At 70.0% G+C, this 16,324-nt stretch carries 14 protein-coding genes and 2 pseudogenes; 5 read left to right on the top strand and 11 right to left on the bottom strand.

The window, feature by feature from the left end; translation table 11 throughout:
• The first annotated feature begins 2 nt into the window (after positions 1–2).
• The 3 genes from ACIPEK_RS30145 to ACIPEK_RS30135 all read left to right on the top strand — a co-directional run bounded on the left by ACIPEK_RS30145 (position 3) and on the right by ACIPEK_RS30135 (position 3,426).
• Positions 3–1,577, top strand: coding sequence for a serine protease (locus ACIPEK_RS30145; protein WP_402002329.1), 1,575 nt, complete (start codon positions 3–5; stop codon positions 1,575–1,577).
• Positions 1,578–2,116: 539 nt separating this feature from the next.
• Positions 2,117–2,761: a DNA polymerase ligase N-terminal domain-containing protein gene (locus tag ACIPEK_RS30140; RefSeq protein ID WP_402002326.1), complete on the top strand. Its 645-nt coding sequence runs from the start codon at positions 2,117–2,119 to the stop codon at positions 2,759–2,761.
• Entirely contained in the window at positions 2,758–3,426 is a 669-nt protein-coding gene (locus tag ACIPEK_RS30135) for an endonuclease (protein ID WP_383067011.1), read from the top strand. The genes ACIPEK_RS30140 and ACIPEK_RS30135 overlap by 4 nt, the downstream gene beginning before the upstream one ends.
• A gap of 43 nt (positions 3,427–3,469) precedes the next feature.
• Here ACIPEK_RS30135 and ACIPEK_RS30130 read toward each other — a convergent pair.
• Positions 3,470–3,640, bottom strand: a pseudogene (locus tag ACIPEK_RS30130) (GNAT family N-acetyltransferase); the annotation flags it as partial.
• A gap of 137 nt (positions 3,641–3,777) precedes the next feature.
• On the opposite strand from ACIPEK_RS30130, the gene ACIPEK_RS30125 reads away from it, so the two are divergent.
• Positions 3,778–4,074 carry a hypothetical protein gene (locus ACIPEK_RS30125; protein ID WP_402002323.1) on the top strand — a complete coding sequence of 99 codons (297 nt, stop codon included), beginning with the start codon at positions 3,778–3,780 and terminating at the stop codon, positions 4,072–4,074.
• A 51-nt stretch (positions 4,075–4,125) separates the two neighbouring features.
• Here ACIPEK_RS30125 and ACIPEK_RS30120 read toward each other — a convergent pair whose 3' ends face one another.
• The 8 genes and pseudogenes from ACIPEK_RS30120 to ACIPEK_RS30085 all read right to left on the bottom strand — a co-directional run bounded on the left by ACIPEK_RS30120 (position 4,126) and on the right by ACIPEK_RS30085 (position 13,685).
• Positions 4,126–5,691 (bottom strand): APC family permease, encoded by a 1,566-nt coding sequence (locus ACIPEK_RS30120; protein ID WP_402002320.1) that lies wholly within the window; start codon positions 5,689–5,691, stop codon positions 4,126–4,128.
• 247 nt (positions 5,692–5,938) lie between these two features.
• Positions 5,939–7,402 carry an aldehyde dehydrogenase family protein gene (locus tag ACIPEK_RS30115; RefSeq protein WP_402002317.1) on the bottom strand — a complete coding sequence of 488 codons (1,464 nt, stop codon included), beginning with the start codon at positions 7,400–7,402 and terminating at the stop codon, positions 5,939–5,941.
• The gene (locus tag ACIPEK_RS30110) at positions 7,399–9,138 is read right to left on the bottom strand and encodes an amidohydrolase family protein (RefSeq protein ID WP_402002315.1); all 1,740 of its coding nucleotides are present in this window, start codon (positions 9,136–9,138) and stop codon (positions 7,399–7,401) included. The genes ACIPEK_RS30115 and ACIPEK_RS30110 overlap by 4 nt, the downstream gene beginning before the upstream one ends.
• Before the next feature lie 416 nt (positions 9,139–9,554).
• Complete coding sequence (locus ACIPEK_RS30105; RefSeq protein ID WP_402002312.1) at positions 9,555–10,682, bottom strand: LLM class flavin-dependent oxidoreductase; 1,128 nt, start codon at positions 10,680–10,682, stop codon at positions 9,555–9,557.
• A 108-nt stretch (positions 10,683–10,790) separates the two neighbouring features.
• Positions 10,791–11,576, bottom strand: coding sequence for an SDR family NAD(P)-dependent oxidoreductase (locus tag ACIPEK_RS30100; protein ID WP_402002309.1), 786 nt, complete (start codon positions 11,574–11,576; stop codon positions 10,791–10,793).
• A gap of 10 nt (positions 11,577–11,586) precedes the next feature.
• Complete coding sequence (locus ACIPEK_RS30095; protein ID WP_402002491.1) at positions 11,587–12,495, bottom strand: LLM class F420-dependent oxidoreductase; 909 nt, start codon at positions 12,493–12,495, stop codon at positions 11,587–11,589.
• Between the two features lie 200 nt (positions 12,496–12,695).
• Positions 12,696–12,972: pseudogene (locus ACIPEK_RS30090) on the bottom strand (carboxyvinyl-carboxyphosphonate phosphorylmutase); the annotation flags it as partial.
• Positions 12,973–13,556: 584 nt separating this feature from the next.
• Positions 13,557–13,685 (bottom strand): hypothetical protein, encoded by a 129-nt coding sequence (locus tag ACIPEK_RS30085; RefSeq protein WP_402002306.1) that lies wholly within the window; start codon positions 13,683–13,685, stop codon positions 13,557–13,559.
• A 210-nt stretch (positions 13,686–13,895) separates the two neighbouring features.
• Here ACIPEK_RS30085 and ACIPEK_RS30080 point away from each other — a divergent pair, with 210 nt between their 5' ends.
• A complete protein-coding gene (locus ACIPEK_RS30080) occupies positions 13,896–14,387 on the top strand; it encodes a hypothetical protein (protein WP_402002303.1) in 492 nt (163 codons plus the stop codon).
• Between the two features lie 156 nt (positions 14,388–14,543).
• Here the strand turns inward: ACIPEK_RS30080 and ACIPEK_RS30075 are convergent, their stop codons facing one another.
• A complete protein-coding gene (locus ACIPEK_RS30075) occupies positions 14,544–15,365 on the bottom strand; it encodes a M23 family metallopeptidase (protein WP_402002300.1) in 822 nt (273 codons plus the stop codon).
• 326 nt (positions 15,366–15,691) lie between these two features.
• Positions 15,692–15,844, bottom strand: a complete 153-nt coding sequence (locus tag ACIPEK_RS30070) for a hypothetical protein (RefSeq protein WP_176740255.1) — start codon at positions 15,842–15,844, stop codon at positions 15,692–15,694.
• Positions 15,845–16,324 lie beyond the last annotated feature (480 nt).

The raw sequence follows: 16,324 nt of genomic DNA, 5'->3' as shown, positions 1-16,324 counted from the left end.
TCATGAACAGTTCTTCCGTATCCCGCGTATCCCGCCGGAGTGTCCTGCGGACTCTGGCTCTCGCCGTCGCCCTGGTCGGCAGCGCGACACCGGCCTGGGACACCACGGCCTTCGCCGCAGAGCCGGAGACGTACGCCCTCACGATCAACCACCTCGACCGCGCCGGCCGCTCGACGGGGGACTACGAAACCACCGTCACCGGGATCTCCGGCGCGGGTGCCGACGAGTCCGTCCAGCCGCACGACGCCTCCGGCACGACCACCGTGCGCCTGCCCAAGGGCCGTTACCTGCTGGACAGTTTCCTGACCGCCGGCAACGGCGCGGACGGGATGGACTGGATCGTCCAACCGCGCCTCGACCTCGACCACGACACCACCGTCACCGTCGACGCGCGGACCACCGCCCCCGTCGACGTGACTCCGCCCGACCGCGCCGCGGGCTTCCTGAACGGCGGGATGTTCGCCGAGGTCACACACGGCGGCACCACCCGCTTCATCAACCGGGTCGTCGCCGCTCCCAACCTGCGCGTCGCCCACCTGGGCCCCGCCGCCGAACCCGGCTCGGTGAAGCAGTGGTACGACTCGCACTGGACGACCGGGGCCACCGGCTACGCGCTCGGCTACACCTTCACCGGCACCCGCGCCCTGACCGGGCTCACCCGGCACCCCTCCGCGAAGGACCTGGCCACGGTGCAGATCCGCGGCGCGGCCCGGCCGGGCACCGCGGGCGCCGCGACCATCGACCTGATACCGAGTGCCGGACCGACCATCGGCGTCACGCAGAAACTGACGACCCCCGGCACCACCACCTACCTCGTGACACCCGAACGCGGCACCTGGGACGTCACCTACTGGGCCCCCGCCGAGCCGGGCACGGCAGCGAACCGCTACAGCGCCAACGGCATCGCCGTGCGCGCCGGGGCCACGACCACGCACACCTTCGACAACGCCGTCTTCGGCCCCCACCTCACCGACCGCCCCGGCGTCGTGCGCGACGGCAACCGGCTTGCCGTCGATGTCCCGCTGCTCGCCGACGGCGACGGCCACGTGCCGTCGTCACCGCCGTACGGCGCGGCGTCGACCACACTGCACCGCAACGGGGTGCTCGTCGGGACGCAGTCCGGTGCCCCCGGACGAGCCGAGTTCACCGTGCCGGCGGGGCGCGCGGCGTACCGCGTCACCAGCACGGTGAAGCGCGGCGGTGCGCCCGGCACCGCCACCCGCGTGACCGCGTCGTGGACCTTCACCTCGGACACGACGGCCGGTCCGGCCCCGGTGCCGGTGAGCGCCGTGCGATTCTCGCCCGCGCTCAGCCCGACCGGCACCGCAGCGGCGGACACGGCACTCCGTGTCCCCGTCACCGTGCAGGGCGCCGCCTCGGACGGACGCATCCGCTCGCTGGCAGTCTCGGTATCCGTGAACGGCGGAGCCTCGTGGACCCGGGTCCCGGTCGAGAACGGCGCCGTGACGGTCCGCAACCCACGCGCGGGCACCGGCGTCTCCCTGCGCGCAGAGCTGACCGACACGGCCGGGAACACCCTCACCCAGACCGTCGTCGACGCCTACCGCACGCAGTGACCCCGTAGTCCGGGCAGACGAACGGCGCGTGAGGCCTTCGGCTTCCGGCACGTTCGTCGACGCATGGACGAACAGCGCACGCCGGACAGCGGGCCCGAGGCCGGCGGGTACGCGGCCTCGGAGGGTGCTGAAGATCTTGGCCGGATCAGGGAGCGGCGTTCGGTGCGTGCAGCTGCAAGGCGCCGGAGCGTCCTCGAATGGGGTCTCCCCTGCTCGAACGAAGCTGAGAGCTCGGGGAAGGAGCTATCAGGGCGTTTCGGCAACGCCGCAGATGTGCGTGCCGGGCGTCGCGAGCCCGGCCAAGGATCTTCAGCACCCTCCTCGGGCGAGGGGAAGCTGCAGGACGGTCCCGGACGGGGGGTGCGCACCGGGCAACGCGGCCGAGGGGCGGCTCGCCGGCAAGTCGTCTCGATGTCAAGATATTGAATTCAACATACCTGCCGTCCGTGCCGACGCACCCCGCCCCTGTGCGCTTCACGGCCGGGAGCGTCACAGTGGAAGGGGGGACACCGGGCGGGCCTGCCGGAGGAGGTGTCCGGATGGATGTGACCGGCGAAAGCGACGACCGGCTCCGGGACCACCGCAGCGAACGGCACTTCGACGCGACCGCGGAGCCACGCGGCGACGGCGGGCGGACGGGTGCGGCACCCTGTTTCGTCGTACAGATCCACCAGGCGCGGCGCATGCACTTCGACTTCCGGCTGGAGGTCGGCGGCGTGCTGAAGTCATGGGCGGTGCCGCGCGGACCTTCGGAGAACCCGCGCGAGAGGCGGCTGGCCGTCCCCACGGAGGACCATCCGCTGGAGTACCGCACATTCGAGGGAGTCATCGCGAAGGGCAGGTCCGGCGGCGGCACGGTGATCGTCTGGGACCAGGGCACCTACCGCCCGCTCAGCCACGACCGCTGGGGCGCGCCCGTGCCGTTCGAGCAGTCCCTGGAGGACGGGCACGCGACCTTCTGGCTCGACGGCACCAAGCTGCACGGCGAGTTCGCCCTCACCCGCTTCAAGGGAGGCGGTGCGAACGACGCCCCGGGCGAGGAGATATGGCTGCTGATCAAGGCCAAGGACGGGCGCGCCACCCATGACGGGCCGGACACACCGGACCCGTACCGGGCACGTTCGGCCCGTACGGGGCGCACCCTGCAGGAGGTCGCAGCCGAGGAAGGGGGCGGACCTTCGTGACCGCCCGCAGGACCGTTGAGGTCCTTCTCAGCCGCTACGGCACCACCTACGCCGCCGAGGCCGGCATCCGGCTGCGGAACACACCGCAGCCCCTGTACCAACTCCTCGTGCTCAGCGATCTGTTGAGTGCCCGCATCCGGGCGTCCGTGGCGGTGGCGGCGGCGCGCGCGCTGTTCGCCCACGGCATGCGGTCCCCGGACCGGATGATCGGGTCGACATGGCAGCAGCGTGTCGACGCGCTGGGCGAGGGCGGCTACCGACGCTACGACGAACGGACCGCCACCCAGCTCGGCGACGGGGCGGAGCTCCTGCTGGTCGAGTACGGGGGCGATCTGCGTCGGCTGCGCAAGGAGGCCGACGGTGACCTGGACATCCTGCGGTCCGGGCTGCGCAGAACCCCGGGCATGGGCCCGGCCGGTGCGGACATCTTCGTACGCGAGGTGCAGGCCGTGTGGCCGGAGACGGCACCGTTCCTGGACGGAAAGGCTCTCCAGGGTGCCGAGAAGCTGGGGCTTCCCGCCTCGCCGGCGAAGCTCGCGCGGCTGGCGGAGCAGGCTGAGCAAGCCGAGGAGGCCGACGACCGCGGGCCGGCCGTGCTCGCGGCGGCCCTGGTGCGCGCCGCGCTGGACAAGCACGTCGTGGACGACGTCGCAGCGCGGGCCTGAGGGAGCGGCCCACCGCCCCGGCCCGTCGGCCCGCTGCGCCCCCTTACACCCCCGCGGCGGCCGCCCGGCTCAGGAACGCCGGCCGGGCCCGATTCTCCGGCTTGTCGATCTCCGGGCCGAGCTCGAAGCCCGCCCGGACCAACCGCGCGACGGCCTTGTCGTTGCGGGCATCCGGCTCGACGACGATCCGCAGGTGCGCCGGGTCGCTGAAGACTTGACCGCCGCCTGCACGCCCTCGCGGCGGGCGTCCGCGGCGCCCGCGTCACCACTCGGGAGATCCCCGCCCCTTACGCCACCGTCCAGCCGCTGCTGGCCGACATCGACGGCGAACTGTCCCGGCTGGTCCCCGACATGCGCCGCCTGAAGCTCACCCGCGCGGACGGCGACCGCATCGAGGCCGTGGCCCGCAGCCGCTACGGCATGCACGCCCGCTTCCACGGCGTACGCCGTCCCGGCCGGCTCTGGCTCCAGAGCCGCTTCGTCCTGATCGGCATGGCGGCCACCCCGTCCCCCACCGCCCCCGGCCACACCCTGGTCGCCTTCACGGGCGGCGTACGCCTCCCGGGCCGCGCGGCCCTGATCCCACTCGGCGTGTCCCACGCAGGCCGCCGGGTCCTGGGCCGGCTGGCAGCCCGCGTGGGCGGGTAGCCGTACGCACGGTCCACAGCTTGTCCGGGTCTCAGCCAAAAGCCCCGGCCGTCAGTCCTCCACGACCAGCGCCGGAGTCTCCCTCGTCAGCACCTCGCCGTGGAAGAACGCCGGGCTGCGGCGCTGCATCACCAGCATCAGCACCACACCGAGCAGCAACAGTCCGACACCGATCACGAACACCGAGCCGACCCCGAAGACCGACGAGCCGGAGCCGTACGCCGGATCCCACATGTCGTAGAGGGTCTTGCCGAAGACCGCGGTGAGCAGGATGCCGCCGACGACCGGAAAGAGGCCCTTGAAGACCAGGTCGCGGACGGAGCGGGTCAGGTCGGCGCGGAAGTACCAGGCGCAGGCGAACGCCGTCAGCGCGTAGTAGAAGCAGATCATCAGACCGAGCGCGTAGATCGTGTCGACCAGGACGTGCTCGCTGACCAGGGTCATGACCGTGTAGAAGACGCCGGTCGCCACGCCCGCCGTGACGGTGGCCTTCCCCGGGGTCCTGAAGCGCGGGTGGACACGGGCGTACGAGGCGGGCAGCGCCTCGTACGTGGACATCGCCAGGACCGTGCGGGCCACCGGGATGAAGGTGGTCTGCAGGCTCGCGGCGGCGGAGGCGAGCACGGCGATGAAGAGCAGGACGCCGAGGCCCGGGCCCATGACCGGGCCGGCGAGTGCGGCGAAGACGTTGTCGGAGGTGTCCGGGTTGGCAAGGCCGAGACCCGATCCGCCGGAGCCGACGGCCATCTGGGCGGCGACACCGGTCGCCAGGTAGGAGCCGACGAGCACGACCATCGCGATGAGGGCCGCGCGCCCGGGCGTCTTCTCGCTGCCGACGGTCTCCTCGTTGGCGGTCAGACAGGCGTCCCATCCCCAGAACATGAAGATCGACAGCGACAGACCCGCCGTGAACGCCGCGAACGACTGCACCGCGAACGGGTTCAGCCAGGACCAGGAGAAGTCCACCGACGAGGCGAACTCCCCGCTGTTCGCCTTCTGCACGGCCATCGCCACGAACAGCGCGAGGACGACGAGCTGAAGGCCCACCAGGGCGTACTGGATGCCCTTGGTGGCCGTCATCCCCCGGTAGCTGATCGCCGTGGCGATCGCGATCAGAGTCAGACAGGTGAGGATGTGGACGGGTTTGCTGTCATCCAGGGCGGCGATCGAACCGCTGCCCGTGATCTCGCCCGCCAGGAGCCAGAAGTACGAGGTGGCGACGCCCGCCAGGTTCGACAGGACGATGATCGTCGCGATGACCAGGCCCCAGCCGCACATCCAGCCGAGGCGCGGGCCGAATGCCTTCACCGTCCAGGTGAAGGAAGTGCCGCAGTCCGGCATGGCCTTGTTGAGTTCGCGGTAGGCGAATGCGACGAGCAGCATCGGCAGGAAGCCGGCCAGGAAGACGGCGGGCATCTGCACGCCGACCTCGCCCGCGGTGGAGCCGAGGGTGGAGGTGAGGCAGTAGACGGGGGCGACGGTGGAGATGCCGATCACGGCGCTGCCCATCAGGCCGACGGAGTTCCCGCCCAGGCCCTTGCCGCGTACACCGCCGTCGGCCGGGGCGGTGCCCCGTACCGGGTCTCCGGCCTGCGGCCGCGCGTCCAGCTGTGTCATGAAGAGGACGTTATGCGCTGCGATATCCACATTCGGAGGCTGAGACTCCGGAACCTCATCCTTGAATTTCGGGTGACAGAAGGGACACGCGGAAATTAATTGAAGGCAATCAACGATCGAGACCTGCCAATGAAAGGCCAATACCCGATCGCAGTGCCGTACGAGAATCGCAGCACTGTCCGCTTTGTGGTGGTTCAAAATTTTCCCGTGGGTGTCCGCTCAGCGGACACCCACGGGGTGTGCCGGTTCAGCCCGGCCAGACGATCGCCTGGAGTTCGCTGTATGCGTGCAGGGCGTACGAGCCGACATCGCGCCCGACACCGCTCTTCTTGAACCCGCCGAACGGGGCCTCCATGTTCCGCCCGATGGTGTTCACGCCGACCCCGCCGGCGCGCAGTTGCCGGGCCACCCGGAAGGCGCGTGCCACGTCCGAGGACCAGACGTAGTCGATCAGTCCGTAGTCGCTGTCGTTGGCGAGTGCGATGCCCTCGTCCTCGTCGTCGAAGGGGACGACCACGACTACGGGGCCGAAGATCTCCTCGCGGACGACGCGCATGTCGTTGGTGCAGTCGGCGAGGAGGGTGGGAGCGACGTAGAAGCCCCGGTCGAGTCCGGCCGGACGTTCGCCGCCCGTGACGATCCTCGCCCCCTCCTTCCGGCCGAGTTCGATGTACGACTCGATGCGGTCGCGGTGGGCGGCGGAGATGACCGGGCCGACGACCGTGGACCGGTCCGTCGGGTCGCCCACCTTCAGGTGACCCGCGTACGCGATGAGTTTCTCGATCAGGGCGTCGTGGGCCGCGCGCTGTACGAGGACGCGGGTCGGGGCCGTACAGATCTGGCCGCTGTAGAAGGAGAACGTGGTGCCGATGCCCGCCACCGCGGAGTCGAGGTCCGCGTCGTCGAGGACGACGGCGGCCCCCTTCCCGCCCAGCTCCATCAACTGCCGCTTCATGGAGCGCCCGCACACCTCGGCGATGCGCTGTCCGACGGCCGTGGAGCCGGTGAAGCTGACCATGTCGATGTCCGGAGAGTCGACGGCGGCCTCGCCCGCCCCGGAGCCCGATCCGGTGACGACATTGACGACGCCCGCCGGGACGCCCGCCTCTTCGAGCGCCTCGGCCATCCGGTAGACGGAGAGCGGGTCCTGCGGCGCGGGTTTCACGACGACCGTGTTGCCCATGGCGAGTGCGGGGGCGACCTTGCCGGCCGGGTTGGCCCAGGGGTTGTTGTACGAGGTGATGCAGGTGACGACGCCGACCGGCTGGCGTACGGCGAGCGCCCCGAAGACACCGGCCCGCCCCATCGGCCCGGCCTCGTTGATCTGTGGTGCGATCGCCTCCTCGACCGGTTCCAGGGCGCCCCTGGCGTACCGGCGGAAGCGGGCGGCGCCGACGGCGGCCTGCATGGCCCTGGCCGTTGACGTGGTGGCGCCGCTCTCCGCCTGGGCGAGTGCGGCGTTGCCGGTGAGGTCGCGCTGCATCAGGTCGGCGGCGCGGTCGAGGATCGCGGCGCGTTCCTCGGGGCGGGTGCGGGACCAGGTGGCGAAGGCCTCGCGGGCCGCGGCCGCCGCCGCGTACACCTGCTCGCGGCTCGCCTCCGGGGCGAGGCCGACGACCTCCTCGGTGGCCGGGTTGATCACCTCGTAGTGGCCGTGGTCGGGTTCGGTCCACTCGCCGCCGATGAAGAGTCGCCGGTTCCTGTCGCTCATACGGTGCTCACCGTCCGGGTGTCGCGGCCGGAGCGGAGCACCGTACCGGGGACCGCGCCGGTCACCTTGTCGTCGCGCAGGGTCTCCACGCCGTTGACGCGGACGGACACGATGCCAATGGCCTTGGAGTCGAGACGGGGGCTGTCGCCGGGCAGATCGTGTACGAGGGTGGCGGGCCCGGCGTCGATGCGTTCGGGGTCGAAGAGGACGAGGTCGGCGTGGAAGCCCTCCTCGATGCGGCCGCGGTCGCGGAGCCCGAAGAGTCGGGCGGGGTCGTCCGTGAGCATCTTGACGGCCTGTTCGAGGGGGAGGAGTTTACGTCGGCGCAGGCAGTCGCCGAGGAAGCGGGTGGTGTACGGGGCGCCGCACATCCGGTCCAGGTGCGCGCCCGCGTCGGAGCCGCCGAGCATGACGTCCTCGTGCTCCCAGGTCTGCCGTCGCAGCGCCCAGGAGTCGGGGTCGTTGTCGGTGGGCATGGGCCACAGAACCGTGCGCAGCTCGTCGTCGGCGCAGATCTCGACGAGGCAGTGGAAGGGGTCCTGCCCGCGTTCGGCGGCTATGTCACCCACGACGCGGCCGCTCAGTCCTTCGTTGGCCGCGCTGTACGTGTCCCCGATGACGTACCGGCCGAAATCGGCGAGGCGGCGGAAGACGCCGGCCTCCTTGCTGTCGGCGCGGCGGAGCATTTCGGCGCGGGTGCCGGCGTCGCGGAGCCGTGCGATGCGTTCGGGGACGGGGAGGGCGAGGATGTCGCCCCAGCCAGGGATGAGGTTGAGGGCGCAGAAGGTGCCGAGCGACATGTTCATGGGGGTGAGGATCGGCATGGTGAGTGCGACGATCCGGCCGCCGGCCCGGCGGGCCCGTTCGCTGGGAACGAGCTGGCGGGGTACGCGTTCGGGGACGGCGGCGTCGATGGTGAGGACGTTCCAGTTCAGTGGGCGGCCCGCGATGGCGGTCATGTCGACGAGGAGTTCGATCTCTTCGTCGGAGAACTGGTCGAGGCAGCCCGCGACGATCGCTTCGAGCTGGGTGCCTTCGTGTTCGCCGACGGCGCGGGCGAGGGCGAGGAGCTCCTCGGGGAGCGCGTGCCGGGAGGCGACGGGCTGTCCGTCGCCGTCGGAGTGGGTGGAGGACTGAGTGGTGGACAGCCCCCAGGCTCCGGCGTCCATCGCGTCGTGGAACAGCGCGAGCATGGCGCCGAGCTGTTCGGGGGTGGGCTGCCCGCCGATCGCGTCGGCGCCCATGACGTGTCTGCGCAGGGCACAGTGCCCGACCATGAATCCGGCGTTGACGGCGATCCGTCCTTCGAGGGCGTCGAGGTATTCGCGGAAGCTGGACCAGCTCCAGTCGACGCCCTCCTCCAGCGCCTTGAGGGCCATGCCCTCCACCCGCGACATCATGCGGCGGGTGTAGTCGGCGTCCTCGGGGCGTTCGGGGTGGAGCGGAGCGAGGGTGAATCCGCAGTTGCCCCCGGCGACGGTGGTGACGCCGTGGTTCATGGAGGGTGTGGCGTACGGGTCCCAGAAGAGCTGGGCGTCGTAGTGGGTGTGGGGGTCGACGAAGCCGGGGGCGAGGACGAGGCCCGTGGCGTCCTCGGTGCTGACGGCGCCCTCGGCGAGCGTGCCCGGTTCGGCGATGACGGCTATGCGGCCGTCGCGGATACCGATGTCGGCCGGGTACGAGGGTCCGCCGGTGCCGTCCACGACGGTCGCTCCGCGGATGAGGTGGTCGAGCATGACGGGGGTTCCCTTCTGTGTGTCCCGCCGCGGGATTGTGGGTGTGCAGCCGGGGTGCGCACGGCCGCGGTACGCACCCCGGCTCCACGGAGCGGCGGTCCGGGAAGACGCCGCTGTTCTCGGCCCCGCCGGTGTTTCAGCGGGGTGAAATCAGCCCCGCCGGTGCGTGAGGCGCGGGGTCCGGGCGGAGCGACATTCAGCCCCGCCGGCGCTTGAGGCGCAGGGGTCCGGGGCAGAGCGACATCCAACCCCGCCGGCGCCTAAGGCGCAGGGGTCCGGGGCAGAGCGACATCCAACCCCGCCGGCGCTTGAGGCGCGGGGTCCGGGGCGGAGCCCCGGTTTTGGGAAGGGGCGGGCAGGGGACAACGCCCGCCGCAGGCACACCGAACCCGCACCCCGCCCCACCCCTGCGCCCCCTACGCCCCCGCCGCCCCCCGGAACCGCGAGGTCCGGTGCACCGGGTCCGTGTCGATCTCCGGGATCACGTGCTCACCGATCAGCCGGATCGAGTTCAGCGTGTCCTCGCGGCTCATCCCGATCGGCAGCCCGAAGCTCAGCTGATCCGCCCCCGCCTGCTCCCACCGCTTGCACTGCCGCAGCACCTCGTCCGGATCACCGCAGATCATCAGCTCCTCGGCGATCAGCAGCTCGATGATCTCCTCGGAGTACTCCGGCAGCAGCTCGGGCCACTCCGGGATGCCCTCGGGCCGGGGGAACGTGTCGTGGTAGCGGAACAGCAGCGACTGCAGATAGTTCAGCCCGCCGCCCACCGCGATCTCGACGGCCTTCGCGTGCGTCTCGGCGCAGATGGCGGTGGAGGTGACCATGACGTTGTCGTTGACGAAGTCGCCGACGGGTTCGGCCTCCTTGACGGCCGTCTTGTAGGACTCGACGACCCACTCCATGTCGGAGACCTTCTGCACGCTGAAGCCCAGCACGCCGAGCCCCTTCTTGCCCGCCATCGCGTAGGAGGACGGCGATCCGGCCGCGTACCACATCGCCGGGTGCGACTTCCCGTACGGCTTGGGCAGGATCTTGCGCGGCGGCAGCGACCAGTGCTTGCCCTGGAAGCCGGCGTACTCGTCCTGGAGCCACATCTTGGGGAACTCGGCGATGGTCTCTTCCCAGAGTTCCTTGGTGTGGTTCATGTCGGTGATGCCCGGCATGAAGCCCAGGATCTCGTGGCTGCCGGCCCCGCGCCCGGAGCCGAATTCGAAGCGGCCCTCGGAGAGGTGGTCGAGCATGGCGACCTTCTCGGCCACCTTCACCGGGTGGTTGACGGGGGCGAGCGGGTTGAAGATGCCGGATCCGAGGTGGATGCGGTCGGTGGCGTGTGCGAGGTAGCCCAGGTACACATCGTTGGCCGAGAGATGCGAGTACTCCTCCAGGAAGTGGTGTTCGGAGGCCCAGGCGTACTTGAAGCCGGACTTGTCCGCCTGGATGACGTACTCGGTCTCCTCGATCAGCGCCTTGTGCTCTGCCCCGGGGTCGGTCTTGGCCCGTGCGGCGGGCACGTACCCCTGTACAAAGAGCCCGAATTCCAAGGGGGTTCACCGTCCTCATTCATTTCTGACACACCGTCAGATTGCGATGCGTCCGACTGTTCCACCGGCACTCGCACCCGTCAATAGCTGACGCATCGTCAGACCTGTTCAGAACAGACTGACGCCCGCCAGCCAGCCCCCGTCGATGACGAACGGCTGCCCGGTGATGTACGAGGAGTCGTCCGAGGTCAGGAAGAGCGCCAGCGCCGCCACCTCCTCGGGCCGCCCGATCCGCCCCAGCGGTACGAGCTTGCGGTACAGCTCTGCCACCGCAGCCCTGGACTCCTCCGGGTCCGCGGTCGGGTCCAGCGCCGCCGGGTTGGTCATCGCGGTGTCCACGGCCCCGGGGCAGACGGCGTTGACCCGTATCCCCTTCGCGGCCAGCTCCACCGCCGCCACCTTGGTCAGCCCGAGCACCGCATGCTTGGTGGCGGCGTACGCGCCCACGAACGCCATGCCCGTGAGCCCCGTGTACGAGGCGGTGTTGACGATGGTCCCGCCGCCCGCGGCCTCGATCTCGGGCGCGACGTTCTTGATCCCGAGGAACGCGCCCACCTGGTTGACCTGCACCACCTGCTGGAACTCCTCCAGCGGTGTGGCCACCAGCTCGTTGAAGCGGAGAATCCCCGCGTTGTTGACCAGTCCGTCGATCCTTCCGAAGGCGTCCTTCGCGGCGGCGACGGCGGCCTGCCACTCGTCCTCCCGGCTCACATCCAGATGGACGAACCGCGCGACGTCCTCCCCCAGCTCCTTGGCCAGCGCCTCGCCCTGCTCGTCGAGCACATCGGCGATCACCACCCGCGCGCCCTCCGCGGCGAAGAGCCGCGCCTCCTGCTCACCCTGTCCGCGCGCCGCGCCGCTGATCAGCACGACCCGCCCGTCCAGCTTGCCCATGGCCTGACTCCTATCTGTCGAGATGGGGTGCGACCTCGGCGGCGAACGCCGCCATCTGGTCGGTCAGTTCACTGCGGCTCCGGCTGCGGAAGCGCACCTGGATCTGGTGGACGCCCATGGCCCCGTACGCACGCAGCGACTCGGCGACGGCATCCGGCTTTCCGGTGAGGGTGCGCCGCCCGACGGACCACTCCGGCTCACCGACGTACAGCGGCTCGGTGATCGCACCGATGACGATCGGGGCCTCGACCCCGGCCTCCTCGCGCAGCTCCTTCAGCCGGGTGATCTGTGCGGGCAGCCTCTCCCGCGGATCACCCTGCGGCAGCCAGCCGTCCCCCCGCACCGCGGCCCGGCGCACGGCGGCGGGCGAGGAGCCGCCCACCCAGAGAGGCACCCTTTCCTGGGCCGGGCGCGGCAGTTGCCCGAGCCCGGCGAAGGAGAACCGTTCCCCCGCGAACTCCGGGAACTCCTCGGGACCGAGCGCCGCCTTCAGTGCGTCGATGGTCTCGTCGAGGACCCCGCCCCGCCCCTCGAAGTCCGCCCCGAGCGCCTGGAACTCCTCCGGTACGTGCCCGGCCCCGACCCCGAGGATCAGCCGGCCGCCGCAGAGGTGGTCGAGGGTGGCGTACTGCTTGGCGGTGGCCAGCGGGTGCCGCAGGCCGACGACGGCGACATGACTCATCAGCAGGACCCGCTCGGTGATCCCGGCGAGAAAGGCGAGAGTGGCGACCGGGTCGTACCAGACGGTGCTCATGACCCCGGCGAGCCGCCGCGGGATCGCGACATGGTCACAGCTCGCGAGGTAGGCGAAGCCGGTACGGTCGGCGGTGCGGGCGATCTCGGCGAGGTCGGCGGGGGTGGCCGCGGCCTCCCACCCCTCCGCGTAGATGGTGCTCTGCGACTGGATCGGCAGCTGCATCCCGTACGACAGCGGCCCGGTGGACAGTATCGGCACCGGACGGCCTCCTTCCCGAAGGGATCTGACGCATCGTCACCTGACGCGCGCGGGGGCCATCGTCGTACCTGACGTCACATCAGACAAGAGGCGGGCGCGAACCGGGCGGCCTGGCGGCCGGGCCAAGCAGCGGCGCCCGGCGCCGATGAGCCCGTCCGACGGGTGACCTCGGGATCGACGTAGCCGTCATCGATGCCGGCCAGCAGGTGGCAGGAGGGGAAGGCCGGCCGCAGCCGCTCCACGAAGGCGACCATGTCCGGCCAGGCGATGGAGCCGATGCCGGAGAGCCCGTAGCGGGAGGCGGCGAAGCCGAATCCGGACACGAAGAATCCGTCGTAGTGCCGGGCCCACGACGGACGCCGAATACATGTCGTAAATACCCACGAGAGGAGTCGTTGCCGGAGATCGAACTTCTTCCCTCAACGCACTTCCGTAACGCACAGCGCCTCATTGCCAATGAGTCGTTTATTCGTGAACCGGTGTCCGGCGCATCGCCGATGCGCCGAATCGGCGGTTCAGCGATTCCGTTTATGAAATAGGCGTTGAACGAAGCAGTCCCAGGTAATGCGGAATCCGGCACCACCGGGATCGGGAGCCACCGAGACACCGAGACACCGGTGGACGAATCAGGGGCATGCGGATCGGCGAGTCAGCAATTCGCTGATGCGACGAATACGGAAACACCACGTACAGCGCTCACTTGCGGAAAAGACGACAGCGCTCACGCCGCACAGAACGCGAAGAACTGCCCTCTTCATGAAGACGCGTATATCTATACAGACATGACCGCCCCTTTACCCCGGGACACGCCGCGTTTGACCCTGCGTACGAAACCGGAGGGTCGTTTTCCTTCGGATCATGCGACGCATCGCCGGAAGGGCCGCAGACTGCCCGACAGCGACGTCACGTTGGGGCGCCGTGGCGATGACCGCCGATCAGGCGAGCCGGTCGAGCAGGCACTCCACCCAGCCCTCCAGACGCGCCGTGAGCACCTCGGGCGTCAGATCGGTCCGCCCCGGTTCCCGTCACGGCACCGCGACCTTCTCCGCGTCCGGCGCGTGGGCCGGCGCGTCCGGCAGCCGCCGGTACAGGTGGTCCGCACCGCTCGCGGCCAACCGCCCGCCCGCGCCCGTGTACTCCTCGGCAAAGCTCATCCCGGGTGGAAGTCGCGGTGCAGGAACCGGGGTGTGCACACCGGCGGCTCGCGGCGGCAGGCGGGACGACGTCCACTTCGACGCGCCCCTTTCACCTGAAGGGTGGATACGCAGGTCGTTCGCCCCTGGGCAGGCTTCCCGCGCTCGGAAGCAGCACAGCCGAGCAGCGTTCGAACTCGCAAGACAGACAAGGAGCACATCTTGAAGCGCATGGGACTTCTGTCCGCCCGCACGGTGATCGCCGCTACCGCTTCGGTCCTGTTGGTGGCCGGTACCGCGCAGGCCGCACCGGCGAAGTACGCGCGGCACGCGGATGCCGCCGCCCAGCTGGAGAAGGCGGGCATCACCTGGACATCCAGCGGCAACTGCTCCGACTGGAACAAGAAATCGTGTACGTCGTTCACCCAGATCAACAAGGCGACCATCGCGGGCACGATCGCCTTCAAGAAGGCCAGCGGCTGCAAGGTGATCGTCACCGGCGGCACCGAGAAGGGCCACAGCGCCGGCACGTACAGCCATCGCAACGGATACAAGACGGACATTTCCACCAAGATCTCGTGCGTCAACGACTACATCACGCGCAAGTTCGCCAAGGCGGGGAAGCGTAGCGACGGGGCCGCTCTGTACAAGTCCCCCGCCGGCAACGTCTACGCACGGGAAGGCAGCCACTGGGACATCACGCACTACAACAGCAAGGCGTAGCGGACACTGCCGCTTCTGACGGGGGGCTTGCGGCATCGGACTACGGCACGCATGTGAAGGAAGCAGCCGTCTCCTTCGCATGTGGCCGCGACGCCGGATGCCATTCCCGTCCGTCCTCGACCGGTGGACGGGAGTGGCATCGGCCAGGCGTGCCGGTCAGCAGTCCGGGATCACCGTCCCGTTGTTGTCCCTCGCCTCGTCGTTGCCCCAGCGCGACAGGTAGTAGGCCGAGACATACGCGCCGCGCCCGTTCTTGCCCGCGTACACCGTGTCCAGGTCCGTCTTCAGCCACCAGTGGTTGTAGCTGGAGCCGGAGCCGACCTGGGCGCCCCACACCTTGCAGTAGACATAGTTCGTGCCCGCGTTGAGGACGCCCTGCGCGTCGCCCGTGCCGGCTGCCGCGTAGCCCGTGGCGTCGGCGAAGGTGTCGACCCAGTACGTGCCGCCACCGCCACCTCCGCAGCCGTTGTCGCTGGTCAGGTACTTGCTGTAGTACGAGCCAGGGTACGGGGCGAGCGACTGGCCGTTGATCGCGATGGTCTGACCGACGCCGTTGTACAGCTGCTCGTAGTGGATGTGGGCGCCGCTGCTGTTCCCGGTGGAGCCGGTGACGCCGATCTGCTGGCCCTGGGAGACGGAGGCGCCGTCGGCGACGGAGTAAGAGGCGAGGTGGAAGTAGTAGGTCTGCCAGCCGCCGCCGTGGTCGATGGCGATGTAGTTGCCCGCACCGCTGGGCTGGGAGTAGCGGTGAGCTGTCCCGCCGGACGAGGCGAGGACGGGGGTGCCGGCGGTGGCGCCGCCGTCGGTGCGGACGAAGTCGACGGCCTGTCTTACTTCCGCCGAGTGATGACTGTAGGTCCAGGTCTGGCCGCAGGGGAACGGCGCCTTGAAGTTCGGTGCCGCGGCGGCGGGGGTCGCGGTCAGCATTCCCGCGACGAGGGCCACCAGGCCCAGCAGGGCGATGCGTATCGAGCGCATGCGCGGTCATCCTCCGAGTCGAATCCGAGTGGAGTACCGGGGTACGGGGGGACAGCAATCCGGGTCGAACGGACCCAAGAGTGCCGGAAGTTCAGCTGTCCCAATAGACCCGACAGCCCCCGAGACCCGAGCCGGCCGCTTCGGAGAAGTGCGGCCGGCGTGCGCCGGCGCGGTCGCGCCGGATGGGAACTCGGGGGCTGTGGAACTCGACGGAAACGACATGGAGCTGCCGCAGCAGAAGACCCTTCATCTGCTGCGGCAGCGATCACAGGGACTGTCCCGAACCCTGAGCGGGTTCCCGTCCATTCCCCTTGGAACTAGTTACGTCACGGACCGACTGTGCCAGGAATGCAGACCGCGTACGACTGGACGGTCTGCGCGGTGGCACCGTTGTTGTATGCGGAGACGTGCCAGGTGTTGGTGGCGGTGTCCGGGTAGCTCGCGGTCCAGATGATGTCCGGGTTCTGCAGCTGGCTCACCGCACCTCCCCCGGTCAGCACGGTTCCGGCAGGGCACACAGCCACGATGTCCGTGGTGCTGCCCCCGGCGGGCACAGACGTGGCGTTGCTGTTGGCCTGCACGGACGGGCCAACAGGTCCCGTCGGGCCGGTGGCACCCGTCGGGCCAGTGGCGCCGGTGGCACCGTTGGTGCCGTTGGTGCCGTTGGTGCCGGACGCACCCGTCGGACCCGTTGGACCGGCAGGACCAGTCGCACCGTCCGCACCATTGGTACCGGACGCACCCGTCGCACCCGTCGGACCGGCAGGACCAGTCGCACCGTCCGCACCATTGGTACCGGAGGCACCCGTCGCACCCGTCGGACCGGCAGGACCAGTCGCACCATCGGCACCATTGGTACCGGACGCACCCGTCGCACCCGTCGGACCGGCAGGACCAGTCGCACCATCGGCACCATTGGTACCGGACGCACCCGTCGCACCCGTCGGACCGGCAGGACC

It is taken from the genome of Streptomyces sp. NPDC088246 (assembly GCF_044741025.1).
Taxonomy (GTDB): domain Bacteria; phylum Actinomycetota; class Actinomycetes; order Streptomycetales; family Streptomycetaceae; genus Streptomyces.
Note: the sequence above shows the minus strand (reverse complement) of the source record. Positions and strands in the feature narration are given on the sequence as shown.

Coding starts and splice junctions, on each gene's coding strand:
- ACIPEK_RS30110 (WP_402002315.1), bottom strand. CDS start 9,138: ATGCTCGACCACCTCATCCGCGGAGCGACCGTCGTGGACGGCACCGGC.
- ACIPEK_RS30125 (WP_402002323.1), top strand. CDS start 3,778: ATGCGCCGCCTGAAGCTCACCCGCGCGGACGGCGACCGCATCGAGGCC.
- ACIPEK_RS30115 (WP_402002317.1), bottom strand. CDS start 7,402: ATGAGCGACAGGAACCGGCGACTCTTCATCGGCGGCGAGTGGACCGAA.
- ACIPEK_RS30080 (WP_402002303.1), top strand. CDS start 13,896: ATGGGACTTCTGTCCGCCCGCACGGTGATCGCCGCTACCGCTTCGGTC.
- ACIPEK_RS30100 (WP_402002309.1), bottom strand. CDS start 11,576: ATGGGCAAGCTGGACGGGCGGGTCGTGCTGATCAGCGGCGCGGCGCGC.
- ACIPEK_RS30075 (WP_402002300.1), bottom strand. CDS start 15,365: ATGCGCTCGATACGCATCGCCCTGCTGGGCCTGGTGGCCCTCGTCGCG.
- ACIPEK_RS30140 (WP_402002326.1), top strand. CDS start 2,117: ATGGATGTGACCGGCGAAAGCGACGACCGGCTCCGGGACCACCGCAGC.
- ACIPEK_RS30085 (WP_402002306.1), bottom strand. CDS start 13,685: ATGAGCTTTGCCGAGGAGTACACGGGCGCGGGCGGGCGGTTGGCCGCG.
- ACIPEK_RS30145 (WP_402002329.1), top strand. CDS start 3: ATGAACAGTTCTTCCGTATCCCGCGTATCCCGCCGGAGTGTCCTGCGG.
- ACIPEK_RS30120 (WP_402002320.1), bottom strand. CDS start 5,691: ATGACACAGCTGGACGCGCGGCCGCAGGCCGGAGACCCGGTACGGGGC.
- ACIPEK_RS30095 (WP_402002491.1), bottom strand. CDS start 12,495: ATGCAGCTGCCGATCCAGTCGCAGAGCACCATCTACGCGGAGGGGTGG.